Annotated in this window: 23 protein-coding genes and 2 pseudogenes; 11 read left to right on the forward strand and 14 right to left on the reverse strand. The window is 52.2% G+C overall.

Going from position 1 to position 25473, the window contains the following annotated elements:
* Nucleotides 1-113: 113 nt before the first annotated feature.
* Together asr and FDW95_RS10800 are read right to left on the reverse strand one after the other, a co-directional pair.
* On the reverse strand, nucleotides 114-434 hold the full coding sequence (gene asr, locus FDW95_RS10795; RefSeq protein WP_115259947.1) for an acid resistance repetitive basic protein Asr: 321 nt from the start codon (nucleotides 432-434) through the stop codon (nucleotides 114-116).
* A 137-nt stretch (nucleotides 435-571) separates the two neighbouring features.
* Nucleotides 572-2059 (reverse strand): carboxypeptidase M32, encoded by a 1488-nt coding sequence (locus tag FDW95_RS10800; protein ID WP_115258540.1) that lies wholly within the window; start codon nucleotides 2057-2059, stop codon nucleotides 572-574.
* A 178-nt stretch (nucleotides 2060-2237) separates the two neighbouring features.
* Here FDW95_RS10800 and FDW95_RS10805 point away from each other — a divergent pair.
* Nucleotides 2238-2927, forward strand: a pseudogene (locus FDW95_RS10805) (type II CAAX endopeptidase family protein).
* Nucleotides 2928-2959: 32 nt separating this feature from the next.
* On the opposite strand, the gene FDW95_RS10810 reads toward FDW95_RS10805, so the two are convergent.
* Nucleotides 2960-4213 carry an MFS transporter gene (locus tag FDW95_RS10810; protein WP_115258539.1) on the reverse strand — a complete coding sequence of 418 codons (1254 nt, stop codon included), beginning with the start codon at nucleotides 4211-4213 and terminating at the stop codon, nucleotides 2960-2962.
* A gap of 96 nt (nucleotides 4214-4309) precedes the next feature.
* Here FDW95_RS10810 and FDW95_RS10815 point away from each other — a divergent pair, with 96 nt between their 5' ends.
* The 3 genes from FDW95_RS10815 (at nucleotide 4310) to bioD (ending at nucleotide 7379) form a co-directional block, all read left to right on the forward strand.
* The gene (locus tag FDW95_RS10815) at nucleotides 4310-5209 is read left to right on the forward strand and encodes a LysR family transcriptional regulator (RefSeq protein ID WP_115258538.1); all 900 of its coding nucleotides are present in this window, start codon (nucleotides 4310-4312) and stop codon (nucleotides 5207-5209) included.
* A 128-nt stretch (nucleotides 5210-5337) separates the two neighbouring features.
* Entirely contained in the window at nucleotides 5338-6558 is a 1221-nt protein-coding gene (gene mlc / locus FDW95_RS10820) for a sugar metabolism global transcriptional regulator Mlc (protein ID WP_115259946.1), read from the forward strand.
* Between the two features lie 125 nt (nucleotides 6559-6683).
* On the forward strand, nucleotides 6684-7379 hold the full coding sequence (gene bioD, locus FDW95_RS10825; protein WP_096757100.1) for a dethiobiotin synthase: 696 nt from the start codon (nucleotides 6684-6686) through the stop codon (nucleotides 7377-7379).
* Here the strand turns inward: bioD and clcB are convergent.
* From clcB to FDW95_RS10855, 6 genes and pseudogenes are all read right to left on the reverse strand, one after another.
* A pseudogene (gene clcB, locus FDW95_RS10830) lies at nucleotides 7335-8632 on the reverse strand (voltage-gated ClC-type chloride channel ClcB). The gene bioD and the pseudogene clcB sit on opposite strands and share 45 nt — an antisense overlap.
* A complete protein-coding gene (dmsD, locus tag FDW95_RS10835; RefSeq protein ID WP_115258537.1) occupies nucleotides 8632-9246 on the reverse strand; it encodes a Tat proofreading chaperone DmsD in 615 nt (204 codons plus the stop codon). The pseudogene clcB and the gene dmsD overlap by 1 nt, the downstream one beginning before the upstream one ends.
* A gap of 42 nt (nucleotides 9247-9288) precedes the next feature.
* Complete coding sequence (locus tag FDW95_RS10840) at nucleotides 9289-10143, reverse strand: dimethyl sulfoxide reductase anchor subunit family protein (protein WP_115258536.1); 855 nt, start codon at nucleotides 10141-10143, stop codon at nucleotides 9289-9291.
* A 1-nt stretch (nucleotide 10144) separates the two neighbouring features.
* Complete coding sequence (locus FDW95_RS10845) at nucleotides 10145-10762, reverse strand: DMSO/selenate family reductase complex B subunit (RefSeq protein ID WP_115258535.1); 618 nt, start codon at nucleotides 10760-10762, stop codon at nucleotides 10145-10147.
* Nucleotides 10763-10772: 10 nt separating this feature from the next.
* Complete coding sequence (gene ynfE / locus FDW95_RS10850; protein WP_115258534.1) at nucleotides 10773-13211, reverse strand: selenate/tellurate reductase subunit YnfE; 2439 nt, start codon at nucleotides 13209-13211, stop codon at nucleotides 10773-10775.
* Between the two features lie 148 nt (nucleotides 13212-13359).
* Entirely contained in the window at nucleotides 13360-13665 is a 306-nt protein-coding gene (locus tag FDW95_RS10855; RefSeq protein WP_115258533.1) for a DUF1161 domain-containing protein, read from the reverse strand.
* 106 nt (nucleotides 13666-13771) lie between these two features.
* Here FDW95_RS10855 and FDW95_RS10860 point away from each other — a divergent pair, with 106 nt between their 5' ends.
* Nucleotides 13772-14482 (forward strand): YnfC family lipoprotein, encoded by a 711-nt coding sequence (locus FDW95_RS10860; protein WP_115259945.1) that lies wholly within the window; start codon nucleotides 13772-13774, stop codon nucleotides 14480-14482.
* A 5-nt stretch (nucleotides 14483-14487) separates the two neighbouring features.
* Here FDW95_RS10860 and speG read toward each other — a convergent pair whose 3' ends face one another.
* Both speG and FDW95_RS10870 read right to left on the reverse strand, forming a co-directional pair.
* Nucleotides 14488-15048: a spermidine N1-acetyltransferase gene (speG, locus tag FDW95_RS10865; RefSeq protein WP_115258532.1), complete on the reverse strand. Its 561-nt coding sequence runs from the start codon at nucleotides 15046-15048 to the stop codon at nucleotides 14488-14490.
* 37 nt (nucleotides 15049-15085) lie between these two features.
* The gene (locus FDW95_RS10870) at nucleotides 15086-15427 is read right to left on the reverse strand and encodes a DUF1283 family protein (RefSeq protein WP_096757095.1); all 342 of its coding nucleotides are present in this window, start codon (nucleotides 15425-15427) and stop codon (nucleotides 15086-15088) included.
* A 153-nt stretch (nucleotides 15428-15580) separates the two neighbouring features.
* Between FDW95_RS10870 and FDW95_RS10875 the strand changes: the two genes are divergently transcribed.
* The 5 genes from FDW95_RS10875 (at nucleotide 15581) to FDW95_RS10895 (ending at nucleotide 21318) form a co-directional block, all read left to right on the forward strand.
* Entirely contained in the window at nucleotides 15581-15907 is a 327-nt protein-coding gene (locus FDW95_RS10875; RefSeq protein WP_115258531.1) for a YnfA family protein, read from the forward strand.
* Nucleotides 15908-16015: 108 nt separating this feature from the next.
* Nucleotides 16016-17230 (forward strand): starvation-sensing protein RspA, encoded by a 1215-nt coding sequence (gene rspA / locus FDW95_RS10880; RefSeq protein ID WP_096757093.1) that lies wholly within the window; start codon nucleotides 16016-16018, stop codon nucleotides 17228-17230.
* A gap of 13 nt (nucleotides 17231-17243) precedes the next feature.
* Entirely contained in the window at nucleotides 17244-18263 is a 1020-nt protein-coding gene (locus FDW95_RS10885) for a Zn-dependent oxidoreductase (protein ID WP_115258530.1), read from the forward strand.
* Between the two features lie 53 nt (nucleotides 18264-18316).
* The gene (locus tag FDW95_RS10890; RefSeq protein WP_115258529.1) at nucleotides 18317-19696 is read left to right on the forward strand and encodes an MFS transporter; all 1380 of its coding nucleotides are present in this window, start codon (nucleotides 18317-18319) and stop codon (nucleotides 19694-19696) included.
* 155 nt (nucleotides 19697-19851) lie between these two features.
* Nucleotides 19852-21318, forward strand: a complete 1467-nt coding sequence (locus FDW95_RS10895) for a mannitol dehydrogenase family protein (protein ID WP_115258528.1) — start codon at nucleotides 19852-19854, stop codon at nucleotides 21316-21318.
* 76 nt (nucleotides 21319-21394) lie between these two features.
* Here the strand turns inward: FDW95_RS10895 and ydfZ are convergent, their stop codons facing one another.
* The 3 genes from ydfZ to ydfG form a co-directional block, all read right to left on the reverse strand.
* A complete protein-coding gene (gene ydfZ, locus FDW95_RS10900; protein ID WP_096757090.1) occupies nucleotides 21395-21598 on the reverse strand; it encodes a putative selenium delivery protein YdfZ in 204 nt (67 codons plus the stop codon).
* Between the two features lie 190 nt (nucleotides 21599-21788).
* Nucleotides 21789-22475, reverse strand: a complete 687-nt coding sequence (locus FDW95_RS10905; protein ID WP_115258527.1) for a GntR family transcriptional regulator — start codon at nucleotides 22473-22475, stop codon at nucleotides 21789-21791.
* Nucleotides 22476-22561: 86 nt separating this feature from the next.
* Nucleotides 22562-23308 carry a bifunctional NADP-dependent 3-hydroxy acid dehydrogenase/3-hydroxypropionate dehydrogenase YdfG gene (gene ydfG, locus FDW95_RS10910; RefSeq protein ID WP_096757088.1) on the reverse strand — a complete coding sequence of 249 codons (747 nt, stop codon included), beginning with the start codon at nucleotides 23306-23308 and terminating at the stop codon, nucleotides 22562-22564.
* Nucleotides 23309-23379: 71 nt separating this feature from the next.
* Here ydfG and dcp point away from each other — a divergent pair, with 71 nt between their 5' ends.
* On the forward strand, nucleotides 23380-25425 hold the full coding sequence (gene dcp / locus FDW95_RS10915; RefSeq protein WP_115258526.1) for a peptidyl-dipeptidase Dcp: 2046 nt from the start codon (nucleotides 23380-23382) through the stop codon (nucleotides 25423-25425).
* Nucleotides 25426-25473: the final 48 nt, after the last annotated feature.

The following is a 25473-nucleotide window of genomic DNA, read 5'->3' on the forward strand; positions in this document are numbered from 1 at the left end:
GAACTCAAAGCGGTAATGGGACACCCTTTTACCCTCCGAAACGCGGCGCTAAACCGACAAGAGCTAGCGCCGTAGGCGCTGGCGTGGGGGACGCCAGCGTTATTTCTGACGGATTATGCCGCTGGCTGAGCCGCAGGTTTAGCTGCGTCGTGTTTTACGGCTTTTTTGCTGTGCTTTTTAGCTGCCTGTGCTTTTTGCTCTGGTGCTTTTTGTTCTGCAGCAGGTTTAGCGGTGGTTTTTTTGGTGTGTTTCTTGGCAGATTGCGCTTTCTGCGGTGCCGCCTTGTGCTGTTTTTTATGATGTGTGGTTTTAGCCGGGGCTGCTTTGGTGGTGGCTGCAGCGGCCGGAGTCGTGGTGGCCGTTGTTTCAGCAGCAAATGCAGCAGAAGACAGACCCATAGCAGCGGCAACAACCAGAGCTAATACTTTTTTCATTGTCATACCCTCGATTTGGTTTTTCATTCAACCCCACTGCGGGGCCGTTGAAATAACTATATCGCTGTAATATCAAGGCTTCCGTGAGTCATTGGTTTCGGCGTGTAACCATATGTACAATGACTCACGGTAAGCAATTACAGATAACGGGCTTCCAGATGTGCGCGGAAATAGCGGCTACTGAGTGGTTCACCGGTGGCCTGCGTAATCAACTGTTCGGTGGTAAAGCGGCTACCGTGCTGCCAGATGTTCTGGCGTAACCAGTCAAACAGTGCGCTGAAATCACCCTGAGCAATGGCCGTTTCTAACCCCGGCAACGCGCGATTTGCCGCACTAAACAACTGTGCTGCATACATGGCACCAAGGGTATAGGAAGGGAAGTAGCCAAAGCCACCGTCGGTCCAGTGGATATCCTGCATACACCCATTACGGTAATTGCCGATAGTTGACAGCCCCAGCCACGCCTGCATTTTCTCATTCCATAAGGCCGGAATATCATCGACTTCAATGTCGCCGTTAATCAGTGCTCGCTCGATTTCGTAGCGCAGGATCACGTGGGCGGGGTAGCTCACTTCATCGGCATCAACGCGGATAAAGCCCGGCTTCACCTGCTGGTTCCAGGCGATAAAATTGCTTTCCTCAAAGGCGGGTTGATCGCCAAAATGCCGCTTCACCGCCGGGATTAGCCGCGTCAGGAAGGCGCTGCTTCGACCCAGTTGCATTTCAAAGAACAGGCTTTGGGATTCATGAATCGCGGTCGAGCGTGCCAGGGCGATAGGTTGACCGGACCAGTTACGCGGCAGGTTCTGCTCATAGCGGGCATGGCCGGTTTCATGGATAACGCCAAACAGTGCGCTCAGCAGTTCGTTTTCATCATACCGTGTGGTGATACGCACATCTTCCGGTACGCCGCCGCAGAATGGGTGGGCGCTAATGTCCAGCCGTCCGCCGGCAAAGTCGAATCCCAACTGCGCCATGGTCTCAAGGCCTAACTCGCGCTGCACCGCCGTCGGGAAAGGGCCAACCGGCGCGATTAACGATTGCCGGGACTGTTTGGCGACCACCTTGCTTAACAGGTCCGGGAGCCAGCCTTTGAGGTCGGCGAATAACACGTCCAGGCGGGCGCTGGTCATGTCTGGTTCAAACACATCCAGCAGCGCATCATACGGTGAACAACCTTTGGCCTCGGCACGCAGCCTGGCCTCTTCGCGGCTGTACTTCACCACATCCTTCAGGTTCTCAGCAAAACCTTCCCAGTCATTGGCCGGGCGCTGGCTGCGCCAGGCGTGTTCGCAGCGGCTACCCGCAAGGGATTTGGCTTCAACCAGTGATTCCGGCAACAATGATGCCTGATGATGCAGACGCGACATTTCTCGCAAATTGGCCTGTTCAACATCATTCAATTCTTCGTGTTGCGCGCCGGCAATCCAGGTGGCGACCTTAGGATCGGTTAACAGCTGATGTTCCAGGACGTTCAGTTCCGCCAGCGCTTCGCCACGGGCCTGGCTGCCACCAGGAGGCATCATGGTGAACATGTCCCAACTGGCGATAGCCGAGAGGTGGGAGAAGCGAGAGAGCCGCTGGAACGTGCGGGTGAGCTGTTGGTAATTCGTACTGTTACTCATTATTTTCGTTCTCGTTCTGTTGGACCAGACCTGTGAGTCTAACGTGATTTACCGCATTTACCCATTCCTCGGCAGAGAATGCGAAATGTTGGTAGCTTGTAAGTGATAATGATACTTTTTATCATAAACAAAATTTGATGTTTTAAACTATGGCGTAATCTTTTAGCAGGGAGCCGGTATGCAACAGGAAATCAGTAGTGACTATATCGCCAGAACTCGGGCAGTATCCGGTTGTTTTTCGATGTTTATTCTGATGTTTGGCCTCACGTTTGTCCCCCTTTTTTTTGCTGAAAGCGCGCTGTTACAGGCGCAGGGATTACTGTTCCCACTGCTGTTTGCTGCGGAGTTCGTTGTGCTGGTACCGCTGTATTATTTCTTTTTTAGCAAAAGAGCAGGTCTGGGAAAGGGCACGTTTAACGTGACGTGGTTTGGTATTTTATTTGTCGCACTTTTGCTGGTGCAGTTTGCCGGGCCCTGGCTGCTGGGAATAAGACAAAATGAAGAATGGGTGACAACCCAGGTATCACTACGTAGTTATGCGCTGTGGCTGTCGAGTTTGTCGCTGATATTTATTGCCCCGGTTTATGAGGAAATGATTTTCCGCGGCTGCCTGTTCAATGCCTTTCAGTACTGGTTCAAGGATAAAACCTGGTTGACGTCAGCGGTGGTGTCCGCCATTTTCGCGCTGATGCACACGCAGTATGTGGATTTTAGGACGTTATTGCTGTTGTTTATCGTGTCACTGGTTCTGATTTAAGCCCGAATTAAAAGTAACGGCATACTGATGCCAATTATGCTGCATATCTTGATGAACGGGACGGTGGTGGGCATGCAAATCGCGGCTCAGGCATTCGTGCCGTCCACGTAATGCGGTGTGCCCGGCGATACCGGGCATCACAATCAGGCGTGCAAACGGTGATGTAAACGGGACCCCACCAGTAGCGCAAGGATCAGCATCAACGCAATAAACCCGCCGACGCCGTTCCAGCCGTAGTTATGCCAGAAAACGCCACCCAGCGTACCCGCAATGCTCGATCCCAGGTAATAACAGAACAGATACAACGACGAGGCCTGACCTTTGGCGCGTTTAGCGCGCGGACCAATCCAGCTGCTGGCCACCGAATGTGCGGCAAAGAAACCGGCGGAAAAGAGCAGCATCCCGGCAAAAATCAGCCACAGTGAGGTGAACAGCGTCATCAACAAGCCTACGAGCATCACGCCAGTCGAGAACAACATCACCGGGCCACGACCGTAGCGGGTGGTCATTGACCCTGCTTTGGGGGAACTCCAGGTACCGGTAAGGTAAGCCACGGACAGCAGGCCGACCACCGCCTGACTGAGTTCCCAGGGCGACAGCATCAGGCGGTAGCCGATGTAGTTAAACAGCGTGACAAACGACCCCATCAATAAGAATCCGACCACGAAAAGTAGCGGCAATCCGGGGTCACGCCAGTGCAGGCGGAAATTAATAAACAATGACTTAGGCCGCAGTGACGTCGGTCTGAAGTGGCGGGATTCGGGTAAGATTTTCCAGAACATCAGCGCGGAGGCCAGCGCAAAACAGCCGATAGCCGCCAGCGCAATACGCCAGTTAAAAAAGTCGGTAAATACTCCGCTGATCAACCGGCCACTCATGCCGCCAATCGAGTTACCGCTGATATACAGCCCCATCGAAAAGGCGACAAAGCTAGGGTGGATCTCCTCGCTGAGATAGGTCATACCTACCGCGGCGACCCCGCTTAATGACAGGCCAATCAATGCACGCATGATCAGGATACCGTGCCAGCTGGTCATCATCGTTGAAAGTAAGGTGCAGCAGGAAGCCAGCAGGAGCGCGGTGACCATTACCGGCTTGCGGCCAATGGCGTCGGAAAGCGGGCCGGTAAACAGGAGACCGATTGCCAGCATGGCGGTGGAGATAGACAGTGAAATACTGCTGCTGGCAGGCGATACGCCAAACTCATGGGACAGTACCGGCAGGATCGGTTGTACACAATACAGCAGGGCAAATGTCGCCAGCCCGGCGGAAAACAGTGCCAGCGTGACGCGCATAAAAGAGGCGGTGCCGCGTTTTATAAACGCATCTGGCGGGGAGATATTCTGTTCATCAACATCGCTTGTCGGGGCAGTATCGACAGTAGTTGTACGGCTCACATGAAATCCATTGGGTATACAGGACTAGTCTTTAGAGTATGAAAATCACAATATTCTGTCTAATATATTAATAATCTCAAATAATATTTTAAAAATATGAATATTGAACTGCGTCACCTGCGCTACTTTGTGGCGGTTGCGGAAGAACTCCATTTTGGCCGTGCGGCGGCGCGGCTGAACATTTCCCAACCTCCGTTGAGCCAACAGATCCAAATCCTCGAGCAGCAGGTGGGTGCCAGATTGCTGGCGCGAACCAACCGCAGCGTGGCGCTGACCGCCGCAGGCAGGCAGTTTCTGGCCGACAGTCGGCAGATCCTCGGGCTGGTGAATGAAGCTGCAGCAAGAGCTGAACGTCTGCATTTGGGCGAAGCGGGTGAGTTGCGTATCGGATTTACCTCCTCAGCACCGTTTATTAAGGCGGTGTCAGATACGCTGTCCTTTTTTCGCCAGGCTTACCCCGATGTGCATATGCAAACCCGTGAAATGAATACCCGCGAGCAAATTGCCCCATTAAGCGAAGGGACGCTGGATATGGGACTGCTGCGCAATACGCAACTGCCTGACACTCTGCACCGGGAGGTTATCCTGCACGAACCGCTGATGGCGATGATCCCTCGAGCGCATCCATTGGCACAAAAGCCGGTTGTTACTCTGGCGGAACTTGCCCGCGAGCCGTTTGTCTTTTTTGACCCGCACGTGGGGACCGGATTGTATGACGATATTCTTGGCCTGATGCGTCGCTACGATCTGAAGCCGACTATTACTCAGGAGGTCGGGGAGGCGATGACCATTATCGGCCTGGTGGCGGCGGGGTTGGGGGTGTCTATTCTGCCAGCCTCCTTTAAACGGGTACAGCTGTATGAAATGTGTTGGGTACCGATAGCAGAAGAGGATGCTGTATCTGAAATGTGGCTGGTGTGGCCTAAACATCGCGAGCAAAGCCATGCTGCGCAACGCTTTCGCCAGCAGCTTTTAGCGGCGGTACAACGTGCTTAAATTAGTTTAAAAACCGGTGAAAATGTGCGGTAAATCACACGGCTAAGTAAAAAGTTGACGGAAACCATTGAAGTACTTCACCATAGCCTACAGATTATTTCGGAGCGCGAAAATAAAGGGAGTAAGTGGTGGTTGCTGATAGTCAGCCTGGGCATATCGATCAAATTAAGCAGACCAATGCGGGCGCGGTTTATCGCCTGATAGATCAGCTCGGACCGGTATCGCGTATTGATCTCTCTCGCCTGGCGCAATTAGCGCCTGCCAGTATTACCAAGATTGTCCGCGAAATGCTCGAAGCACATTTGGTGCAAGAACTGGAAATCAAAGAAGCCGGGAGTCGTGGGCGTCCGGCCGTTGGCCTGGTTGTCGAGACGGAAGCCTGGCACTACTTATCTATTCGTATCAGTCGTGGCGAAATTTTTCTCGCACTGCGCGATCTCAGCAGCAAACTGGTGGTTGAAGATTGCCTTGAAATGGCGCTGGTCTCCGAGATCCCGCTGCTCGATCGTGTGATTGCGCAGGTCGATCAATTCTTCATTCGTCATCAGCAAAAGCTTGAACGCTTAACGTCCATTGCCATCACCATGCCGGGCATTATCGATACCGAGAATGGCATCGTTCATCGCATGCCGTTTTACGATGACGTTAAAGAGATGCCACTGGGTGACGCGCTGGAGAGTCATACCGGGGTACCGGTATACATTCAGCACGATATCAGCGCCTGGACCATGGCTGAAGCGCTTTTTGGTGCATCGCGCGGTGCCCGCGACGTGATTCAGGTAGTGATTGACCACAACGTGGGCGCGGGGGTGATCACCGACGGCCATTTACTGCATGCGGGCAGCAGCAGTCTGGTCGAGATTGGCCATACGCAGGTGGACCCGTATGGCAAGCGTTGTTACTGCGGGAATCATGGGTGTCTGGAAACGATAGCCAGTGTAGACAGCGTTCTTGAACTCGCACAGGTGCGTCTGAAGCAGTCGATGAGCTCCTCACTGCATGGCCAACCGTTGACGGTGGATTCAATATGCCTTGCCGCCATGCAGGGTGATTTATTGGCGAAAGATATTATTAACGGCGTCGGTACGCATGTGGGACGCATTCTGGCCATCATGGTGAATTTATTCAACCCGCAAAAGATTTTGATCGGTTCTCCGCTCAGCAAGGCCGCAGATATTCTGTTTCCGACCATTGCTGACAGTATTCGCCAACAGGCGTTGCCAGCCTACAGTAAGCACATTGTTGTTGAGAGCACACAGTTTACCAATCAGGGAACGATGGCAGGGGCCGCACTCGTGAAGGACGCGATGTATAACGGTTCTTTGTTGATTCGTCTATTACAGGGTTAACATTTTTTAACTGTTGTACAAAAAATTGCGCTATCTCAAGCTGATTCAGGTTCTCTTACCTTAGACTTTCTCCACTGTATTATTTTCCTGGCTTATATTTTCAAAGCATAACGGTGGAGTTAGTGATGCTGAAGCGTTTCTTTATTACAGGTACAGACACTTCTGTTGGGAAGACAGTGGTTTCCCGCGCATTACTACAAGCGTTAGCGTCAGGGGGTAAATGTGTTGCGGGTTATAAACCCGTGGCTAAAGGCAGCAAAGAGACGCCAGAAGGCTTGCGGAACAAAGATGCGCTGGTGCTGCAAAGCGTTTCTTCCCTGGAATTGCCTTACGAGGCGGTCAATCCTATTGCGCTGAGCGAAGACGAAAGTAGTGTGGCGCATAGCGGCCCGATCAACTACACCCTGTTGTCCAATGGACTCGCCAGCCTGAGCGAAAAGGTTGATCACGTGGTGGTCGAAGGGACCGGCGGGTGGCGCAGTCTGATGAACGATTTGCGTCCGTTGTCGGAGTGGGTGGTTCAGGAACAGCTACCCGTGCTGATGGTAGTGGGGATTCAGGAAGGCTGCATTAATCATGCCATCCTTACGGCGCAGGCGATTGCCAGTGACGGACTGCCGCTGATTGGTTGGGTAGCGAACCGCATTAACCCCGGATTGGCGCATTACGCTGAAATCATCGACGTGCTCGGCAAGAAATTACCTGCCCCGTTGATCGGCGAGTTGCCGTACCTGCCGCGCGCAGAGCAGCGAGAGCTGTCTCAGTATATCCGACTGTCAATGCTCGGCAGCGTGCTGTCGGTAGATAGAGTCATGGCGTAACGTTCGCGACAGCACGGAAGCCACGACGCAAGCAATCAATAAGTCGGGGAGTAGACGATACTCCCCGGTCATTTCACAGACCATCAGCGTAGACATAATCGGTGCGTGCGTTGTCGCCGCCAACAACGTCGCAACGTCGCCATCCCGGTTAATCCCAGCAGCACCGCAATCTCATCTGTACCGGGAAACCAGAATCCCCACAGGCGACCCAACAGCATACCAACCGACAGGCCGACAAACAGGGTCGGTGTGAACACACCGCCCGGCGCGCCAGAACCACTGCTGGCCAGTACAGCCAGTAATTTGCAGATAAAAATCCCGGAGATAACCGAAAGCAGCGGCGGGGAGAGTAAAAACGACTGCACCACGCTGTAGCCATTTCCCCAAACGGTTGGTGTGAATAACGACAGCACGCCAACGATCAATCCCCCCAGCGCCAGCTGCCACGGTGGTGAAAGTTTCAGGCGTAAAAAACCGGTGTGGCTGGTGGTCATCAGCCACATAAAGAGAGGGCCGCAGATCCCTGCCGCCACGCCGGTACTGACAATCATCAGATAGTCCAACGCGTGCAGCCCTCGCGACAAATGCACGGTATAAAGCAGCGCGTTGCTGTCACTGAGTAAATGAGTGGTGAGCAAGGCGACAACGGCGGAGACGACAACCGGTCCCAGCGATGCCAGAATTAACGTGCCAAACAGGACTTCAGCAATAAACAGGCTGCCGGCCAGTGGCGCATGGTACGCACCGGCCATGCCGGCGGCAGCACCGCAGGCAATCCATAACTTCCATTCCGTGCGTGGGGTAAAGCGTTGTGCAAAACAGGATGCTGCCAGCGCCGCCAGTAAGATCATGGCGCCTTCACGTCCGATGGCACTCCCGCTGGCGACCACCAGCAATGACGCCAACGACTTCACCAGGCTGGCGCTAACGTCAAACTGGCCGTCAGTTTGCAGTGCTTCCATATAATCCGTAGGCGCCTGCGGGCGCTGCCGGTTAAATTTCTGCCAGCCCCACAGCAGTAAGCCTGCGGTAAGGCCGCCCAGAGCCGGGGTCAGCATGCGTCGCAGTGGTGACAGACTGGACGCCGCATTAACCAGACTGCCGGTATCATTACTCAGGAAAAGCCACTCCAGGAGCAGCATGGCGTGGCGGAACCCGGCCACCGCCAGTGCTGCCAGGATACCAATCAGCGCAGCGAACACCAGACGGCGAAGCATCGCGCGCAGGTCGGGATAGGCGTGCAAATGATGCATTAACGAAATAATGGCTTCACAGCGACGGGGATCAGCAACTGCGACTGCCAATGCGCCAGCGTGAGTCGGGCCAGTTCCCCCAGGGCCTGATAAAACGGATGATCGGCTTTCTCGATAAAGACTTCGAGGAAACGGCCCGACCAGGGTAACAGATGCCAGGCCAGCAGTTGTTCGCACGCGTTGTGATGGCCATTTTCAGCAAGCCAGGCGGTTAATAGCAGCAGAGAGCCGAAGTGATCTTCGGGTTCGTTTTGCTGCATGTCGAACTGGATACCGTTGTCGCGCATCCACTGACGCAATGCCAGCGTGGATTCACCAAACAAGACGTTTTCACGATCCAGCCAGACGGAACCCCATGGCGGAGAAGGCAGTGCGTACGGACCAACGAACAAACGCTGCCAGGCCTGTGAGAGTGATTCATCGGCTTCAATCTGAAACTGGCTAACCAGTTCGCACAGCGTATCGTCAGACAGTGGCCATTGCGTCTGCCAGCCATTGGCTCTTAGCGCACTAATGAGCGGGGCCGCTTCTGCGCTGTCTGGCGCATAGTAAAATAGTGCACCCAGCACGCGCGCGGCGGTGGAGAAGTTGTCACGTTGAGAAAAAGAGGTCATGCAAACAATCCTGAAAAGTGCGGGCTTCCCCGCACTCGTGAGTTAACCTGCAACAGCCATACCGACTGTCATATGCAGACCGTAAAACAATCCGCGGCCAATGATTTCACCGGCAAGCAGGAGAATTAAGCCGAGCGCCAGACCTGTAATATGAGGTTCTTTGCGGCGGATCAGGGGGCAAATCCAGCAACCCAGACCGGCGGCGAGCAACAGGATGCGCCAAACCTGCAAACGGCCATACTCGGGTACCAGCGCCGTTGCGTGTTGCACCGAACTGTGAATTTCACCGAGCGACACGCCCTGTAGAGCAATAACCCCAATGCAAACCAACAGGGCCAGAACGCTAATGCTGGCGTATGTCGCGGCGTTAAATGAGACGCGAACGGTACGCAGTAGCAGGGCAGCAAACAGCGGGCCACTCAGCAACACCGTCATGAAAAAGGCCACGGTGGTGTAACCATTATACCAGGTCGGCACGGTCTCTATCTGGTAAACCTGGGTCATCGCCCAGACAAATACAACGCCGAGGAGCATGCTCACCAGCAGCCAGATTTTACCCAGCGCTGCGGGCATTTTACCGAGAAAAGCCACCAGCCACCAGACGCCACCGATGGCGAAAAATAACGATCCGCTGGCTATTTCGTTACTCAGCGCCGAGGCACCGACCCGGTTTAGTGAATTAAGTGCCCGCAGTGGAGAGCCCAGGTGCATTACCGAGGCGAGAAACCCGATGCCCATCACCACCCACAGAAAGAACATGCTGCGAACGAGACGCTGTCTTGTCGCATCATCTTTGGCGGAGAGCCAACATAGCCCGCTCACAATCAGCGCGCCAACGACGCATTGTCCTAGTACCGTAAACAGTACCAGCGGCCATTCATGCCATCCATTGCCCATGTTACACCTCCCTCGGGTTTGCCAGATAACCGGTGGTATCCCCGGTTGGACGGCTGTTGGCGTTGGGTTTAATCACAATATTCGGTTTGGTAAAGTGTGCTCTCGGTAGTGGAGCCACCGCCGCCAACGTCCCGTGCTTTTTGCGCAGTTCATCAATGGGGTCAAAGTCCAGCGCGCGTAACGGGCAGGACTCAACGCAGATGGGTTTTTTACCGTCGGCAACGCGGTCATGGCAGCCGTCACATTTGGTCATATGTCCTTTGGTCGCGTTGTACTGCGGAGCGCCGTAAGGGCAGGCCATATGACAATAGCGGCAGCCAATACACACGTCCTCATCAACAACGACAAAGCCATCTTCACGTTTATGCATGGCTCCGCTCGGACACACCTTAGTGCAGGCCGGATCTTCGCAGTGGTTACATGAGATCGACAAATAATAGGCGAAGACGTTTTGCTGCCAGACGCCGTTATCTTCCTGCCAGTCACCCCCTGCGTATTCGTAAATACGCCGGAAGCTAACATCCGGGGTTAAATCTTTATAGTCTTTACAGGCCAGTTCGCAGGTTTTGCAACCGGTGCAACGGGCGGAGTCGATAAAAAATCCGTACTGCGCATTCATGAGCTATTCCTTAAACCTTCTCAATCTCAACCAGGTTAGTGTGCTGCGGGTTACCTTTGGCTAACGGTGACGGGCGCTGGGTGGTGAGTGTGTTAACACAGGCACCATGGTCAATTTTGTCGCCAGACATATCAGCATCGTGCCAGGCACCCTGGCCCATTGCGCTAACGCCGGGGAGAATACGCGGGGTCACTTTTGCGGGAATACGCACTTCGCCACGATCGTTATAAACACGCACCATATCGCCATTGGAAATACCACGCTTTTGCGCATCCAGTGGGTTAATCCAGACTTCCTGGCGACAGGATGCTTTGAGAACGTCGATGTTGCCGTAGCTTGAGTGGGTTCGAGATTTATAGTGGAAACCAAATAGCTGTAGTGGGAAGTGACTGCGTTTGGGATCGTCCCAGCCTTCAAAGGTCGATGCGTAAACAGGCAGCGGACTAATCACGTCATCTTTCTCTAGTTCCCAGGTACGGGCAATTTTTGCCAGTCGACTCGAGTAGATCTCAATCTTGCCTGACGGTGTCTTCAGTGGATTGGCATCAGGGTCTTCGCGGAACTTCTTGTAGGCGACATAGTGCCCGTTAGGATCTTTACGCTTATAGATCCCCATTTTTTTTAGCTCATCATACGAAGGCAGTGCAGGGTCTTTAGCCAGCATTTTGGCATACAGGTACTGCAGCCATTGTTCTTGCGTGCGTCCTTCGGTAAACCGTTGGTGGATGTCGTCTCCAAGACGTTTCGCGATTTCGCTCATTATCCAGTAGATGGGTTTACGCTCGAATTTTGCGGAAGTCGCGGGTTGAATAAAAATCAGGTATCCCATATTCCCGGCGTAATCGTTCGGAATAATGTCTTCTTGTTCAACGGTCATCAGGTCGGGCAGCAGAATATCGGTATATTTGGCGGAGGAGGTCATGAAATTCTCAATGACCACAATCATTTCGCATTTCGAATCATCCTGCAGGATCTCATGCGTTTTATTGATATCCGAATGCTGATTGATAATGGTATTGCCCGCATAGTTCCAGATAAATTTAATCGGTACATCCAGCTTCTCTTTTCCGCGCACGCCGTCGCGGGTGGCAGTCATCTCGGTTCCACGTGCGATAGCGTCGGTCCAGCTAAAACAGGATATTTGCGTCTTGATGGGATTGTCGGGCAGCGGCATGCGCTCAATCGTAATGGTATAGGTGGATTCGCGTGCGCCACTGTTACCGCCGTTGATGCCCACATTACCGGTCAGGATGGGTAACATGGCAATGGCGCGGGAAGTCAGCTCACCGTTTGCCTGGCGCTGTGGCCCCCATCCTTGACAGATGTACGCTGGTTTGGCGCTCCCAATCTCTCTGGCCAATTTAATAATGCGCGCGGCTGGGATCCCGGTGATGTGTGATGCCCATTCTGGTGTTTTTGCAATGCCATCGTCGCCGTCACCCATTATATAGGCTTTATAATGTCCGTTTGTGGGAGCGTCGACCGGAAGGGTTTTCTCATCATAACCAATACAGTACTTGTCGAGGAACGGTTGATCGACAAGCTCCTCAGTAATCAGTACCCAGGCAATTCCTGCCACCAGTGCGGCGTCAGTGCCCGGACGAATCGGGATCCACTCATCTTCACGACCCGCTGCGGTATCGGTATAACGAGGGTCGATAACAATCATTCTGGCATTTGAGCGTTCCCGGGCTTGCTCCAGGAAGTAAGTAATACCGCCACCGCTCATACGCGTTTCGGCAGGATTATTGCCGAACATAACGACCAGTTTCGTGTTTTCGATGTCTGAAGTGCTATTGCCGTCGTTTGAGCCGTAGGTGTAGGGCATTGCGGCTGCAATTTGGGCCGTACTGTACGTCCCATAGTGGCTGAGGAAGCCGCCATAGCAGTTCATCAGGCGCGCCACTAGCGAGGCATAAGGGGAAGAACGGGTAATGTTGCCACCGACAATGCCGGAGGTGTAGTTAATGTATACCGCTTCATTGCCGTATTTCTGTATGGTATTTTTTAGACCGGCGCTGATGGTGTCCAGGGCTTCCTGCCAGCTAATACGTTCAAATTTACCTTCACCACGTTTACCAACACGCTTCATAGGATAATTAAGCCTGTCAGGGTGATTAATACGTCGGCGGATAGAACGACCGCGCAGGCAGGCGCGGACCTGGTGATTACCATAGATGTCATCGCCGGTATTGTCGGTGTCTACCCAACAAACTTCGTCATCTTTGACATGTAACTGCAAAGCACAGCGACTGCCGCAGTTAACTGAGCATGCGCCCCAGACGATTTTTTCTTCAACCGGCGAGATTGATTGCTGTACCGCAGCGGCGGCGGTACGCATCCCGAAAGGCAGTGATACGCCACCTGCGGCAAGCGCGAGTGTACCGATAGCCGAGGACTTCACTAACGTCCTGCGGCTAATACCTCCATATTGGTCAACTTCAGACATAACCCACTCCATTATAGTTATCGCTATATATTACGTGTCACAACGAAATTAATAGCATGCTAATGATGGGCTGAGTTTACCTATTCTGGGGTAGGGCTTATTAATGCATATCAAATTAAGCGTAACCCTCCGCGAACGGAGGGCAGGTTTATTGCGGTTCGGCGGGGTGACCGTCCTGAGATGGCGTACTATTGGCGGGGGCGTTGCCGCTGCTGGTACGCGCGTAAAGGATTTTATGCGTGTCGTTGGCACAATGTCCCACGACCAGAGAATCCGGTCGATCGGCCTGGTCGTTTGGCACGATACTTAAGGTGAAGCTGTCTTGTGCAACGCCATTATTAATAATACGCTGCTCAATATCGCTCCTGACTCTCTCGCACGATTCAGGTGCCGCCAGAACCTGTGGGGAGGCGAGGATAAGCAAACTTGTGACAATTCCTGTAGAGAGTTTCATCACCAACTCCTTTCATGACAGACATTTATTAAGATTAGCATTTCTGGTGTAAATAACTGTATTTGCTAATATGATTGAGAATAATCTCTTTATGCCGGTGAAAAATGTGAAGAAACAGACCTTGTTAGGTTTCCTGTGCGTCGTGTTGATCGGCTGTGATAACGGCAAGGAGTTGGTTTCCTTCACGCCGGAAATGGCCAGTTTTTCCAATGAATTCGAGTTTGATCCGCTGCGTGGTCCGGTAAAAGATTTCAGCCAGACACTGCTGAATGAGAACGGTGAAGTGGCCAAGCGTGTGCGTGGCACTCTCTCGCAAGAAGGCTGCTTTGATACGCTGGAATTACACGATACTGAGAGCAACAGCGGAATGGCGTTAGTGCTGGATGCTAACTATTACCTGGACGCCGAGACGCTGGAAAAAAAGATCCGTTTACAGGGGAAATGCCAGTTGGCGGAATTACCTGCTGCCGGGGTGGTGTGGGACACCGACGATAACGGCTTCGTTGTTTCAGGAACAGGGAAAGAAATGCAGGTGCAGTACCGGTACGACGCGGAGGGCTATCCGCTGGGAAAAACCACCATCAGTAAAGACAACACGTTACGTGTTAATGCGAAACCGTCAGCCGATCCGCTGAAAAAACTGGATTATACGGCAGAGAGTCTATTGAACGATCGTTCTTTGGGAAACGTCACGCAAACGTGTGAATACGATGATCATGCGAATCCGCTCAACTGCCAGCTTGTCATCGTTGATGATAGCGTGAAGCCGGCAGTTGAACACCATTACACGATTAAAAACACCATTGATTACTACTAACCGCGTTACTGTGCAGTAGCCTGCAACAGGTTGGAACCGGGTGTTTTATGTTCCGCCAGATACTGATGCTGGAAGATACACATGCGGATGGTGTTACGGTACTGTCCGTTAATAAAGAACTCGTGAATCAACTCGCCTTCCACCATAAAACCAAGTTTGCGGTAGATGTGAATGGCTTTTTCATTCTCTTTATCAACGATCAGATACAGCTTATATAAATTGAGTACGGTGAAACCGTAATCCATCGCCAGTTTTGCCGCGCGTGTGGCGAGACCTTTGCCCTGGAAATCTGGCGAAATAATGATCTGGAATTCGGCACGGCGGTGTACATGGTTAATTTCCACCAGTTCCACCAGACCGGCTTTTTCACCGTTGCACTCCACCACAAAGCGGCGTTCGCTTTGGTCATGAATATGCTTGTCATACAGGTCCGACAGCTCAACGAACGCTTCGTACGGTTCTTCGAACCAGTAACGCATCACGCTGGCATTGTTATCAAGCTGATGGACAAATCGTAAATCTTCACGCTCCAGCGGGCGCAGCTTAACACTGAGGGCGCTTGTCATAACGTATCCTTTCCATTTCCTTTATTGGGCATAAAAATTATGGCGCGACGGTACGGCCGGTGCGGCGGTCAAGGCAGCGCAGGGTGTTCGGTTCCCAGTAGGCATTAATGTTGGCGCTTTGCTCGCATTTATCGCGGCTGTCAAAGGCCACGTCGGCTTTATCCCACTCTTTCTCAGTGCGCGTATTTACTTTCTGGCGTAACTGACGCGTGTCGTTCCACTGTTCCTTTTCCATCGCCGCCTGTTGACGACTTTGGGCACTGTCGCCGGACTCAATGACCAGTTTGCTGGTTTCAGCAAAGGCGGAGGAGGTGTATACAACTGCCGCCAGCGTCAACATGGCCGTCAGGCACAGGCGCTTGCTCAGTGTGTTGTTCATGGTGAATTCCTTTAATGAGAAAGGCAAAAAACGATAAAACAGGGTTAAATTCTACACCATTCCTGTTCCGGGTCATACCCGCCTGGCGGATATGGATAAACTGCCCGCATTCTGTCGTATCATGTTTAAACCAAACGTCACTGAATACTGTCCATGCTTAAAACGACATTACTTTTTTTTATCACCGCGCTGTGCGAAATTATCGGCTGCTTTTTACCCTGGCTCTGGTTAAAGCGAGGCGCAACGGCCTGGTTGCTTCTTCCGGCAGGGGTGTCACTGGCCTTGTTTGTCTGGTTGTTGACGCTGCACCCGACCGCGAGCGGGCGCGTATACGCGGCGTATGGTGGCGTGTATGTGGTAACCGCACTGATGTGGCTGCGCATTGTTGATGGTGTAAAACTGAGCCTGTACGACTGGTCTGGCGCGTTGATCGCGCTGTGCGGGATGTTGATCATCGTGGCTGGATGGGGGCGCGCATAGCGCCTTTTTTTGTGATCAGCTAGCGATTTTACGATCATTATACTTGTATGGTAGTAGCTCAGTTGAGTAAATTTCCTGCATCAGACACAGCGATGTAAGGAATAGAGAATGAAGATTGTAGGGGCTGAAGTTTTTGTCACCTGTCCAGGGCGTAATTTCGTCACGCTAAAAATTACCACTGAGGACGGGATCACGGGGTTAGGTGATGCCACGCTGAACGGACGTGAGTTATCCGTTGCGTCCTATCTGAAGGACCATGTGTGTCCGCAACTTATTGGCCGCGACGCGCACCGCATTGAAGACATCTGGCAGTTCTTCTACAAAGGCGCGTACTGGCGTCGTGGTCCGGTCACGATGTCGGCGATATCTGCCGTTGATATGGCGCTGTGGGATATCAAAGCGAAAGCCGCGAATATGCCGCTTTATCAGCTGCTGGGTGGCGCGTCCCGCGAAGGCGTGATGGTTTACTGCCACACCACCGGCCGTACCATTGACGATGTGCTGGAAGATTACGCGCGCCATCAGGAGATGGGCTTTAAAGCGATTCGCGTCCAGTGCGGCGTGCCGGGTATGAAAACCACCTACGGTATGTCAAAAGGCAAAGGCCTGGCCTATGAGCCAGCGACCAAAGGGCAGTGGCCGGAAGAGCAGTTGTGGTCGACGGAAAAGTACCTTGATTTTACCCCTCAGTTATTTGACGCCGTGCGTAACAAATTCGGCTTCAACGAACACCTGCTGCACGACATGCATCATCGCCTGACGCCGATTGAAGCCGCGCGGTTTGGCAAAAGCATTGAGCAGTATCGTTTGTTCTGGATGGAAGATCCGACGCCAGCTGAAAACCAGGAATGTTTCCGACTGATTCGCCAGCACACGGTGACGCCGATTGCGGTAGGGGAAGTCTTCAACAGTATCTGGGATTGCAAACAGCTGATCGAAGAACAGCTGATCGACTACATCCGCACCACCATTACCCATGCGGGCGGCATCACCGGCATGCGTCGCATTGCGGATTTTGCGTCGCTGTACCAGGTGCGCACCGGCTCTCACGGACCTTCTGATTTGTCACCTGTCTGCATGGCTGCTGCGCTGCACTTTGACCTGTGGGTGCCAAATTTCGGCGTACAAGAATATATGGGTTATTCCGAGCAGATGCTGGAGGTCTTCCCGCATAACTGGACGTTCGATAACGGCTATATGCACCCTGGTGACAAACCGGGTCTGGGTATTGAATTCGACGAAAAACTCGCGGCGAAATATCCGTACGATCCGGCCTATTTGCCCGTCGCGCGCCTGGAAGATGGCACTTTGTGGAACTGGTAAGGAGTGGTTTGCTATGAAAAGTATTGTGATTGAAAAAGCGAATACGCTGGTGATTGAAGAAAGAGCAATTCCTACTCCAGCGTCGGGCGAAGTCAGGGTCAAGATTAAGCTGGCAGGAATTTGTGGCTCCGATAGTCATATCTATCGTGGGCATAATCCCTTCGCAAAATATCCACGCGTCATCGGCCACGAGTTTTTTGGCATTATTGATGCGGTAGGCGAGGGTGTTGATCGTTCGCGTTTAGGCGAGCGAGTATCTGTTGATCCCGTGATCAGCTGTGGACACTGTTACCCCTGCTCAATAGGTAAACCGAACGTCTGCACGTCGTTGGTGGTGCTGGGCGTCCATCGTGATGGCGGTTTCAGTGAATTTGCTGTTGTACCGGCAAAAAATGCCTGGCCGATCCCGGACTCAGTGAAAGATGAGCATGCCGTTATGGTTGAGCCTTTTACTATTGCGGCAAACGTGACCGGACAAGTTAAACCCACAGAAAACGACATTGCGCTGATTTACGGTGCGGGGCCGATGGGGCTGACGACCGTTCAGGCACTTAAACGTGTTTATAACGTAAAAACGGTGGTGATTGCCGACAGGATTGAAGAACGTCTGGCAATGGCTAAACAGTGTGGTGCTGACTGGACCATAAATAATGGTCAGCAATCGCTACAGGATTTTCTGGCTGAAAAAGGGTTAAAACCCACAATCATCGTGGATGCAGCTTGTCATCCATCTATTTTACAGGAGGCTATTACGCTGGCGTCGCCGGCGGCACGGATTGTGTTGATGGGATTCTCCAGCGAACCTTGCCAAATTGTACAGCAGGGCATTACCGGGAAAGAACTTTCCATTTATTCATCACGGTTAAACGCGAATAAATTCCCGGTGGTTATTGATTGGCTGGTTAAAGGGCTTATCGACCCGAATAAATTGATTACCCACACTTTTGACTATCACCACGTTACAGACGCAATCGAATTGTTTGAGAAAGACCAGCGGCACTGCTGCAAAGTTTTACTCACATTCGCTGAATAATATTAATTACTGCGAGTAAGTGGTACGCATCTTACCTCTTAGAGATAGCCAATATGAATCAAGAAAAACACGAAAGATCAACGAAAGATCTGGTGAGAGCCGCCGTTTCAGGATGGTTAGGTACGGCTCTCGAATTTATGGATTTTCAGTTATATTCTTTGGGTGCCGCACTGGTATTCCATGAGATATTTTTCCCGGAACAATCAGCCGCCATGGCGCTCATTTTAGCGATGGGCACGTACGGAGCTGGTTATATTGCTCGTATCGTTGGGGCATTTATATTTGGAAAGATGGGGGACAGCATCGGGCGTAAAAAGGTGCTGTTCATTACCATTACCATGATGGGGATTTGTACCACGCTAATTGGCGTGCTGCCGACCTATGCGCAGATTGGTATCTTTGCGCCAGTGTTGCTGGTGACGCTGCGTATTGTGCAGGGATTGGGTGCCGGTGCTGAAATTTCTGGCGCGGGAACCATGCTTGCAGAGTATGCGCCAAAAGGAAAACGCGGCATTATTTCCTCCCTTGTTGCGATGGGAACAAACTGCGGGACGCTCAGCGCCACGGCCATCTGGGCGGTGATGTTCTTCGCGCTTGAACGCGAAGAGTTGTTAGCCTGGGGCTGGCGTATTCCGTTCCTGGCTAGTGTGGTGGTGATGATTTTCGCCATCTGGTTACGTATGAATCTCAAAGAAAGCCCGGTATTTGAGAAAGTAAATGATGGGGAAAATGCACCTGCATTGAATGACCCTTCAGAGAGTTCGCTGGGTGCGATGTTCAGCAGTAAATCTTTCTGGTTGGCAACCGGATTACGCTTTGGTCAGGCGGGTAACTCAGGTTTAATTCAGACCTTCCTTGCTGGTTATTTGGTACAGACGTTGTTATTTAATAAATCAATACCCACCGATGCGTTGATGATAAGTTCGGTTATTGGATTTATTACTATACCGCTTCTGGGATGGTTGTCTGATAAATACGGTCGTCGTTTGCCTTATATCATCCTGAATATATCAGCCATCATTCTGGCTTATCCAATGCTGTCTATTGTGGTTGATAATTCGTATAGTCCTGGCGTCATCATGACCGCGCTGATTGTTATCCATAACTTTGCCGTATTGGGGTTATTTGCCCTCGAAAATATCACCATGGCTGAAATGTTCGGTGCTCGTAATCGATTTACGCGCATGGCCATTTCAAAAGAGGCTGGCGGATTAGTGGCCGTTGGTTTTGGTCCCGTGTTAGCCGGTATTTTCTGTAACATGACCCAGTCCTGGTGGCCTATTTTAGTAATGGTCATTATCTACTCACTGATCGGTTTAGTTTCAGCACTCCTGATGCCTGAAGTTAAAGATCGTGACCTGAGTGTTCTGGAAGATGCGGCTGAGGTGAGTAAAACCGAGAAGATCCGTGCCGGTGCGACTCAGGTCAGGTGATGCGCTAATCAGCATGGTCGGGAATTCGGCCATGCTGTCACATAACTTCAAATGATGTCATACCAATAGTAAAAAGTTTAATGCAAATCAAAACATACAACCATACAGGCGTTACTCTGAGACAGTCCTGATTTCATTGATAAGTAGGTCATACCATGCAAAACAAACTCTTGGCAGCTAAGGCTGCACTTCCTGACTACGATCGTAGCAAACTGGTCCCACGTATTGTTCATCTGGGGTTTGGTGCGTTTCACCGTGCGCATCAGGGCGTTTACGCGGATATCCTGGCGGCCGAGCACAACAGTGACTGGGGATATTGCGAAGTTAACCTGATCGGCGGCGAGCAGCAGATTGCCGACCTGAAACAGCAGGATAATCTGTATACCGTCGCGGAAATGTCGGCCGATGCCTGGACGGCGAGAGTGGTTGGCGTTGTCAAAAACGCGCTGCATGCGCAGGTTGATGGTCTTGAGGCTGTTTTTGCCGCCCTGTGCGAACCGCAGGTGGCTATCGTTTCTCTCACTATTACCGAGAAAGGATACTGCCACTCCCCGGCAACTGGACAACTGATGCTGGAAAACCCGCTGATCGCCGCCGATCTGCAAAATCCGCATCAGCCCAAATCTGCGCCGGGCGTCATTGTTGAAGCGCTTGCTCGCCGCAAAGCTGCCGGTCTGGCCGCATTTACCGTGATGTCCTGCGATAACATGCCTGAAAACGGTCATGTCATGCGTAACGTGGTTACTGCGTACGCGCGTGCGGTGGACGCCGGGCTGGCAGACTGGATCGAACAGCATGTGACGTTCCCGTCGACCATGGTTGACCGTATTGTTCCTGCCGTAACGCCCGATACGCTGGATAAAATTGAACAGCTTACCGGCGTGCGCGATCCGGCGGGCGTGGCGTGTGAACCGTTCCGTCAGTGGGTAATTGAAGACAACTTTGTTGCCGGTCGTCCACAATGGGAAAAAGCAGGAGCTGAGCTGGTGGCCGATGTTATCCCGTTCGAAGAGATGAAGCTGCGTATGCTTAACGGTAGCCACTCTTTCCTCGCCTATCTCGGCTATCTGGCGGGATACCAACACATTAACGACTGTATGGGGGACGACAATTATCGTGTTACCGCCCGTGCGCTGATGTTGCAGGAGCAGGCCCCGACGCTGAAAGTGAAAGGCGTTGATTTACAGCAGTATGCCGATCGTTTGATTGAACGTTACAGCAACCCGGCACTGCGTCACCGTACCTGGCAGATAGCGATGGACGGCAGCCAAAAACTTCCGCAGCGTATGCTCGATTCCGTACGCTGGCATCTTGTGCACGGCAGCCGTTTCGACCTGCTGGCGCTGGGTGTGGCGGGTTGGATGCGCTACGTAGGTGGCGTGGATGAAAAGGGCGACGCGATTGAGATTAGCGATCCGTTACTGCCGGTTATCCAGAATGCGGTGCAGAGCAGTAAAGAGGGCGAAGAACGTGTTCAGGCGCTGCTGGCAATCGATGCTATCTTTGGTCGTGAGCTGCCGCAGGTTGAGTTGTTCAGAACCCGAGTTACCGAAGCGTATCTGGCCTTACTGGCGGAAGGGGCGAAGGTGACGGTGGCGAAGTATGCCGCGAAATTGAAGTAACGACGTAAAACGTTGATGTCGCCATCCGGCTTATACTCCAGCCAGATGGCGCGTTATTTTCTGGCACTCACACCAATCAGTTCATACCCAGACGAATCAATTCCAGAGGGGCGTATTTACCTTCACAACCCTCGATTTCCACTGTTTTCCCGCGGCGAATTTGCTCTGCGGTCAGGCCATCGGAATCAATAGCCTTGATGCGGCCAGTAATGCCAGTGTCACTGATCATGACGCGGCTGCCGGTGGTGATTGCGTTACGGTTACGATCGTATGTTTTCATGGTGGTTTCTCCTCTCCAACTTACCGTCAAAGCCCGTGGGCTTTTAGACCCACGTAACGGGCGCAATATAAATACGCTTCTCGTTAAAGAATTTTTTTGTTTTCGATCAAAATCACAGCTTTTTTTTGGCGGTTCAGAGGGGGAGATAAAGGGATGCATAAACTCACCCCGGAACGAGGTGAGGGAGTGATTAATCTTCGCTAAACCAGTCGCTATTTTCCTGACGAATCAGCTGAACAGATTCACCGATTTCCTGCAGGTGCAACATCATCGCGCGCTCAACGGCATCGCTGTCATGCTTTTCCAGCGCGGCAAAAATGTCGTGATGCTGACGCAGGAGCATTTCCGGCGGGGAGACGTGATCGAGGCTCATATAGCGAACGCGATCGATGGTTGCCTTGATGTTTTCCACTGTGTCCCAGGCGAGCTGACAATCCGCTATTAACGCCAGCTTCTGATGAAACTCATCGTCCAGCAGGAAAAAATCGTTAAGCTGTTTACGATCAATAGCGATGCGCTGCTGATGCAGATTCTGCTCGAGCTGATAACACTGGTTGTCAGTGATCATCGACGCGGCGCGACGGGCAACCGCGCATTCAATTGCCTGGCGAACAAAACACCCATTTTGCACCTGCGACAGCGAAATCTTGTTCACGTAACTGCCACGCTGAGGACGGATCTGAATCAGGCCGTTCTCAGCCAGTTTGATGAATGCTTCGCGTACTGGCTGGCGTGATACATTAAAGCGGACGGAAACCTCTTTCTCCGAAAGCGGCGTACCGGGCGCAATCAGACACTGCACGATGTCGCGACGAAGAATACGATAAATCTGCTGATTTACCGGCTGTGTAGGGTTGAGTTGCGTTTCTACGGTCATTCATTCTTACTTTTTAGAGAGTTAACCCGAATACTTTATCACTTATTCGGTGGTATCTATACCCGGCACAAGGCCGGGTATAAAAATTAACCCCGGTGGACGCTCAAGCCTGCAAAAGACTGTGCAACAGGCATCATTTCAAGGGTGTTAATGTTGACATGCGCAGGTAATGACGCCACCCACCACACGGCTTCAGTGACATCTTCCGGCGTCAGCGCGGTGGTGTTTTCGTAGGCTTTGACGGCTTTATCATCGTCGCCTTTGAAACGCACGTTAGAGAACTCCGTACCGCCAACCAGGCCCGGTTCAATATCGGTCACGCGCACGGCAGTGCCATGCAGGTCGGTACGTAAGTTCAGGCTAAACTGGCGAACAAACGCTTTTGTTGCGCCATACACGTTACCTCCGGCATAGGGCCAGCTACCGGCGGTTGAACCGATATTGATAATATGACCACGATTACGTTCGACCATACCCGGCAGTACGGCACGGGTCATATAAATCAACCCTTTGTTGTTGGTGTCGATCATGGTTTCCCAGTCGTCAACGTTAGCCTTATGGGCCGGTTCAAGACCCAGCGCCAGACCGGCGTTGTTGACCAGAATATCTATGTTGCGCCATTCGGCTGGTAGGGCGGCCAGCATCTCTTCAATTGCGGCACGGTTACGTACGTCAAGTTGTGCGGTATACAGGTTATCGCCCAGCTCGTCTTTCAGCTCTTGCAGACGCTCATGGCGGCGTCCGGTGGCAATAACTTTATGCCCATTCTCAATAAAACGACGCGTAATGCACTCACCAAAACCTGCGGTTGCTCCGGTTACTAAAACGATCATCTCACTGTTCCTCAACGCTTTTTATGTGCTATTACCATACCACGTCAATAAATCGTTTTCAGGAGTGAAAGATGTCGTTAACGAATCCTTTTTTACGTCAAAGCACTTTGCCTTATCAGGCTCCGCCATTTGATCGCATAGACGTGCATCATTACCGTCCCGCGTTTGACGAAGGTGTTCGGAAAAAGCGTGCCGAAATCGACGCCATTGTGCAAAATTCACAGCCCGCAAATTTTGCTAATACGCTGCTGGCACTTGAGCAGAGCGGTGCACTGTTAACGCGCGTCACCAGCGTGTTCTTTGCCATGACGGCAGCGCATACCAACGATGAATTAGAGCGTCTTGATGAAGCGTTTTCCGCTGAGCTGGCGGCGCTGGCGAATGATATTTATCTTAACGCGGCACTTTTTGCGCGCGTAGAGGCCGTCTGGCGACAGCGTGCCGTGTTAGGACTGGATGCAGAGTCCTTACGGTTGTTGGAGGTCGTCTATCAGCGTTTTGTACTGGCTGGTGCCCAATTGAATGAAGAAGACAAAGCGCGTCTCAAATTGCTGAACACCGAATCAGCCACGCTGACAAGCCAGTTCAATCAGCGCCTGCTGGCGGCGAATAAATCAGGTGCCCTGGTGGTGGATAATGTCCATCAACTGGATGGATTAAGCCCGGAAGAGAAAGCCATGGCGGCTGCAATTGCCAGGGAGAAAGGGCTTCAGGACCATTGGGTTATCCCGCTGTTGAACACGACACAACAGCCTGCGCTTGCCGCGTTACATGACAGGCAGACCCGTGAGACGCTGTTTACCCGTGCATGGACGCGGGCTGAAAATAATGATGCCAACGATACGCGCACCATCGTTCAGCGGCTGGCGGAAATCCGAATGCAGCAGGCGAAGTTACTTGGTTTTGCTCATTATGCAGCGTGGAAAATTGCCGACCAAATGGCAAAAACGTCGGAAGCAGCGCTCACTTTTATGCGCGCTATCGTTCCGGCTGCGCGTCGGAGAGTCCATGATGAACTGGCTGAAATCCAAAATGCCATAGATAAAGAGCAGGGCGATTTTAGCGTGCAGGCCTGGGACTGGGCCTATTATGCCGAACAGGTTCGCCGTGAAAAATATGCTCTTGATGAGGCACAGCTGAAACCCTATTTTGCGTTAGATACGGTGCTGAACGATGGTGTGTTCTGGACGGCAAACCAGCTCTATGGCATTACGTTTATCGATCGTTTCGACATCCCTGTATATCACCCGGATGTACGGGTATGGGAAATTTTTGACCACGACGGCACGGGGCTGGCGTTGTTCTACGGTGATTTCTTTGCCCGGGAATCAAAAAGCGGTGGCGCATGGATGGGGAATTTTGTTGAGCAATCGATGCTTAACGAAACCAGACCGGTGATTTACAACGTCTGTAACTACCAAAAACCTGCCCAGGGTCAGCGCGCTTTGCTGCTGTGGGATGACGTCATTACGCTGTTCCATGAGTTTGGACACACGCTGCACGGCCTGTTTGCCAGTCAACGTTATGCCACACTCTCAGGAACCAATACCCCGCGTGATTTCGTTGAATTTCCTTCGCAAATTAATGAACACTGGGCGAGTCATCCACTGGTCTTTGCCCGCTACGCGCGCCATGTTGAAACCGGGGAAAGAATGCCAGAATCGCTGCAGGATAAGATGCAGCAGGCCAGCTTGTTTAACAAGGGCTACGATATGACCGAGTTGCTCAGTGCCGCATTACTGGATATGCACTGGCACACGTTGGAAAACGGCGAGAGGATATTGTCAGTAGCGGAGTTTGAGCAGTGTGCGCTGACTGCGGAAGGGCTGAATATTTCTGCTGTGCCGCCGCGTTATCGCAGCACTTATTTTGCTCATATTTTTGGTGGTGGCTATGCCGCGGGATATTACGCCTATTTATGGACGCAAATGTTGGCCGACGATGGCTATCAGTGGTTTGTCGAAAACGGTGGATTAACCCGTGAAAACGGCCAGTATTTTCGTGAGGCAATCCTCTCGCGCGGTAATAGTGCTGATTTGCATGGTCTGTATCCCGCATGGCGTGGGCGTGAACCAGGAATTAATGCAATGCTGCGCAACCGGGGATTAGAACAGTAGCCGGGATAATACGGTCAGCTTACAATCTGACCGTATTATCGGTGGCCG

Origin of the sequence: Citrobacter sp. wls718, from assembly GCF_005280945.1 — a bacterium.
GTDB lineage: Bacteria > Pseudomonadota > Gammaproteobacteria > Enterobacterales > Enterobacteriaceae > Citrobacter > Citrobacter gillenii.

Coding starts and splice junctions, on each gene's coding strand:
- FDW95_RS10845 (WP_115258535.1), bottom strand. CDS start 10,762: ATGAATGCGCAGTACGGATTTTTTATCGACTCCGCCCGTTGCACCGGT.
- FDW95_RS10800 (WP_115258540.1), bottom strand. CDS start 2,059: ATGAGTAACAGTACGAATTACCAACAGCTCACCCGCACGTTCCAGCGG.
- FDW95_RS10870 (WP_096757095.1), bottom strand. CDS start 15,427: ATGAACAACACACTGAGCAAGCGCCTGTGCCTGACGGCCATGTTGACG.
- FDW95_RS10905 (WP_115258527.1), bottom strand. CDS start 22,475: ATGACCGTAGAAACGCAACTCAACCCTACACAGCCGGTAAATCAGCAG.
- FDW95_RS10890 (WP_115258529.1), top strand. CDS start 18,317: ATGAATCAAGAAAAACACGAAAGATCAACGAAAGATCTGGTGAGAGCC.
- FDW95_RS10875 (WP_115258531.1), top strand. CDS start 15,581: ATGCTTAAAACGACATTACTTTTTTTTATCACCGCGCTGTGCGAAATT.
- ydfG (WP_096757088.1), bottom strand. CDS start 23,308: ATGATCGTTTTAGTAACCGGAGCAACCGCAGGTTTTGGTGAGTGCATT.
- FDW95_RS10885 (WP_115258530.1), top strand. CDS start 17,244: ATGAAAAGTATTGTGATTGAAAAAGCGAATACGCTGGTGATTGAAGAA.
- ydfZ (WP_096757090.1), bottom strand. CDS start 21,598: ATGAAAACATACGATCGTAACCGTAACGCAATCACCACCGGCAGCCGC.
- speG (WP_115258532.1), bottom strand. CDS start 15,048: ATGACAAGCGCCCTCAGTGTTAAGCTGCGCCCGCTGGAGCGTGAAGAT.
- asr (WP_115259947.1), bottom strand. CDS start 434: ATGAAAAAAGTATTAGCTCTGGTTGTTGCCGCTGCTATGGGTCTGTCT.
- ynfE (WP_115258534.1), bottom strand. CDS start 13,211: ATGTCTGAAGTTGACCAATATGGAGGTATTAGCCGCAGGACGTTAGTG.
- dcp (WP_115258526.1), top strand. CDS start 23,380: ATGTCGTTAACGAATCCTTTTTTACGTCAAAGCACTTTGCCTTATCAG.
- FDW95_RS10815 (WP_115258538.1), top strand. CDS start 4,310: ATGAATATTGAACTGCGTCACCTGCGCTACTTTGTGGCGGTTGCGGAA.
- rspA (WP_096757093.1), top strand. CDS start 16,016: ATGAAGATTGTAGGGGCTGAAGTTTTTGTCACCTGTCCAGGGCGTAAT.
- dmsD (WP_115258537.1), bottom strand. CDS start 9,246: ATGACCTCTTTTTCTCAACGTGACAACTTCTCCACCGCCGCGCGCGTG.
- FDW95_RS10855 (WP_115258533.1), bottom strand. CDS start 13,665: ATGAAACTCTCTACAGGAATTGTCACAAGTTTGCTTATCCTCGCCTCC.
- FDW95_RS10895 (WP_115258528.1), top strand. CDS start 19,852: ATGCAAAACAAACTCTTGGCAGCTAAGGCTGCACTTCCTGACTACGAT.
- FDW95_RS10840 (WP_115258536.1), bottom strand. CDS start 10,143: ATGGGCAATGGATGGCATGAATGGCCGCTGGTACTGTTTACGGTACTA.
- bioD (WP_096757100.1), top strand. CDS start 6,684: ATGCTGAAGCGTTTCTTTATTACAGGTACAGACACTTCTGTTGGGAAG.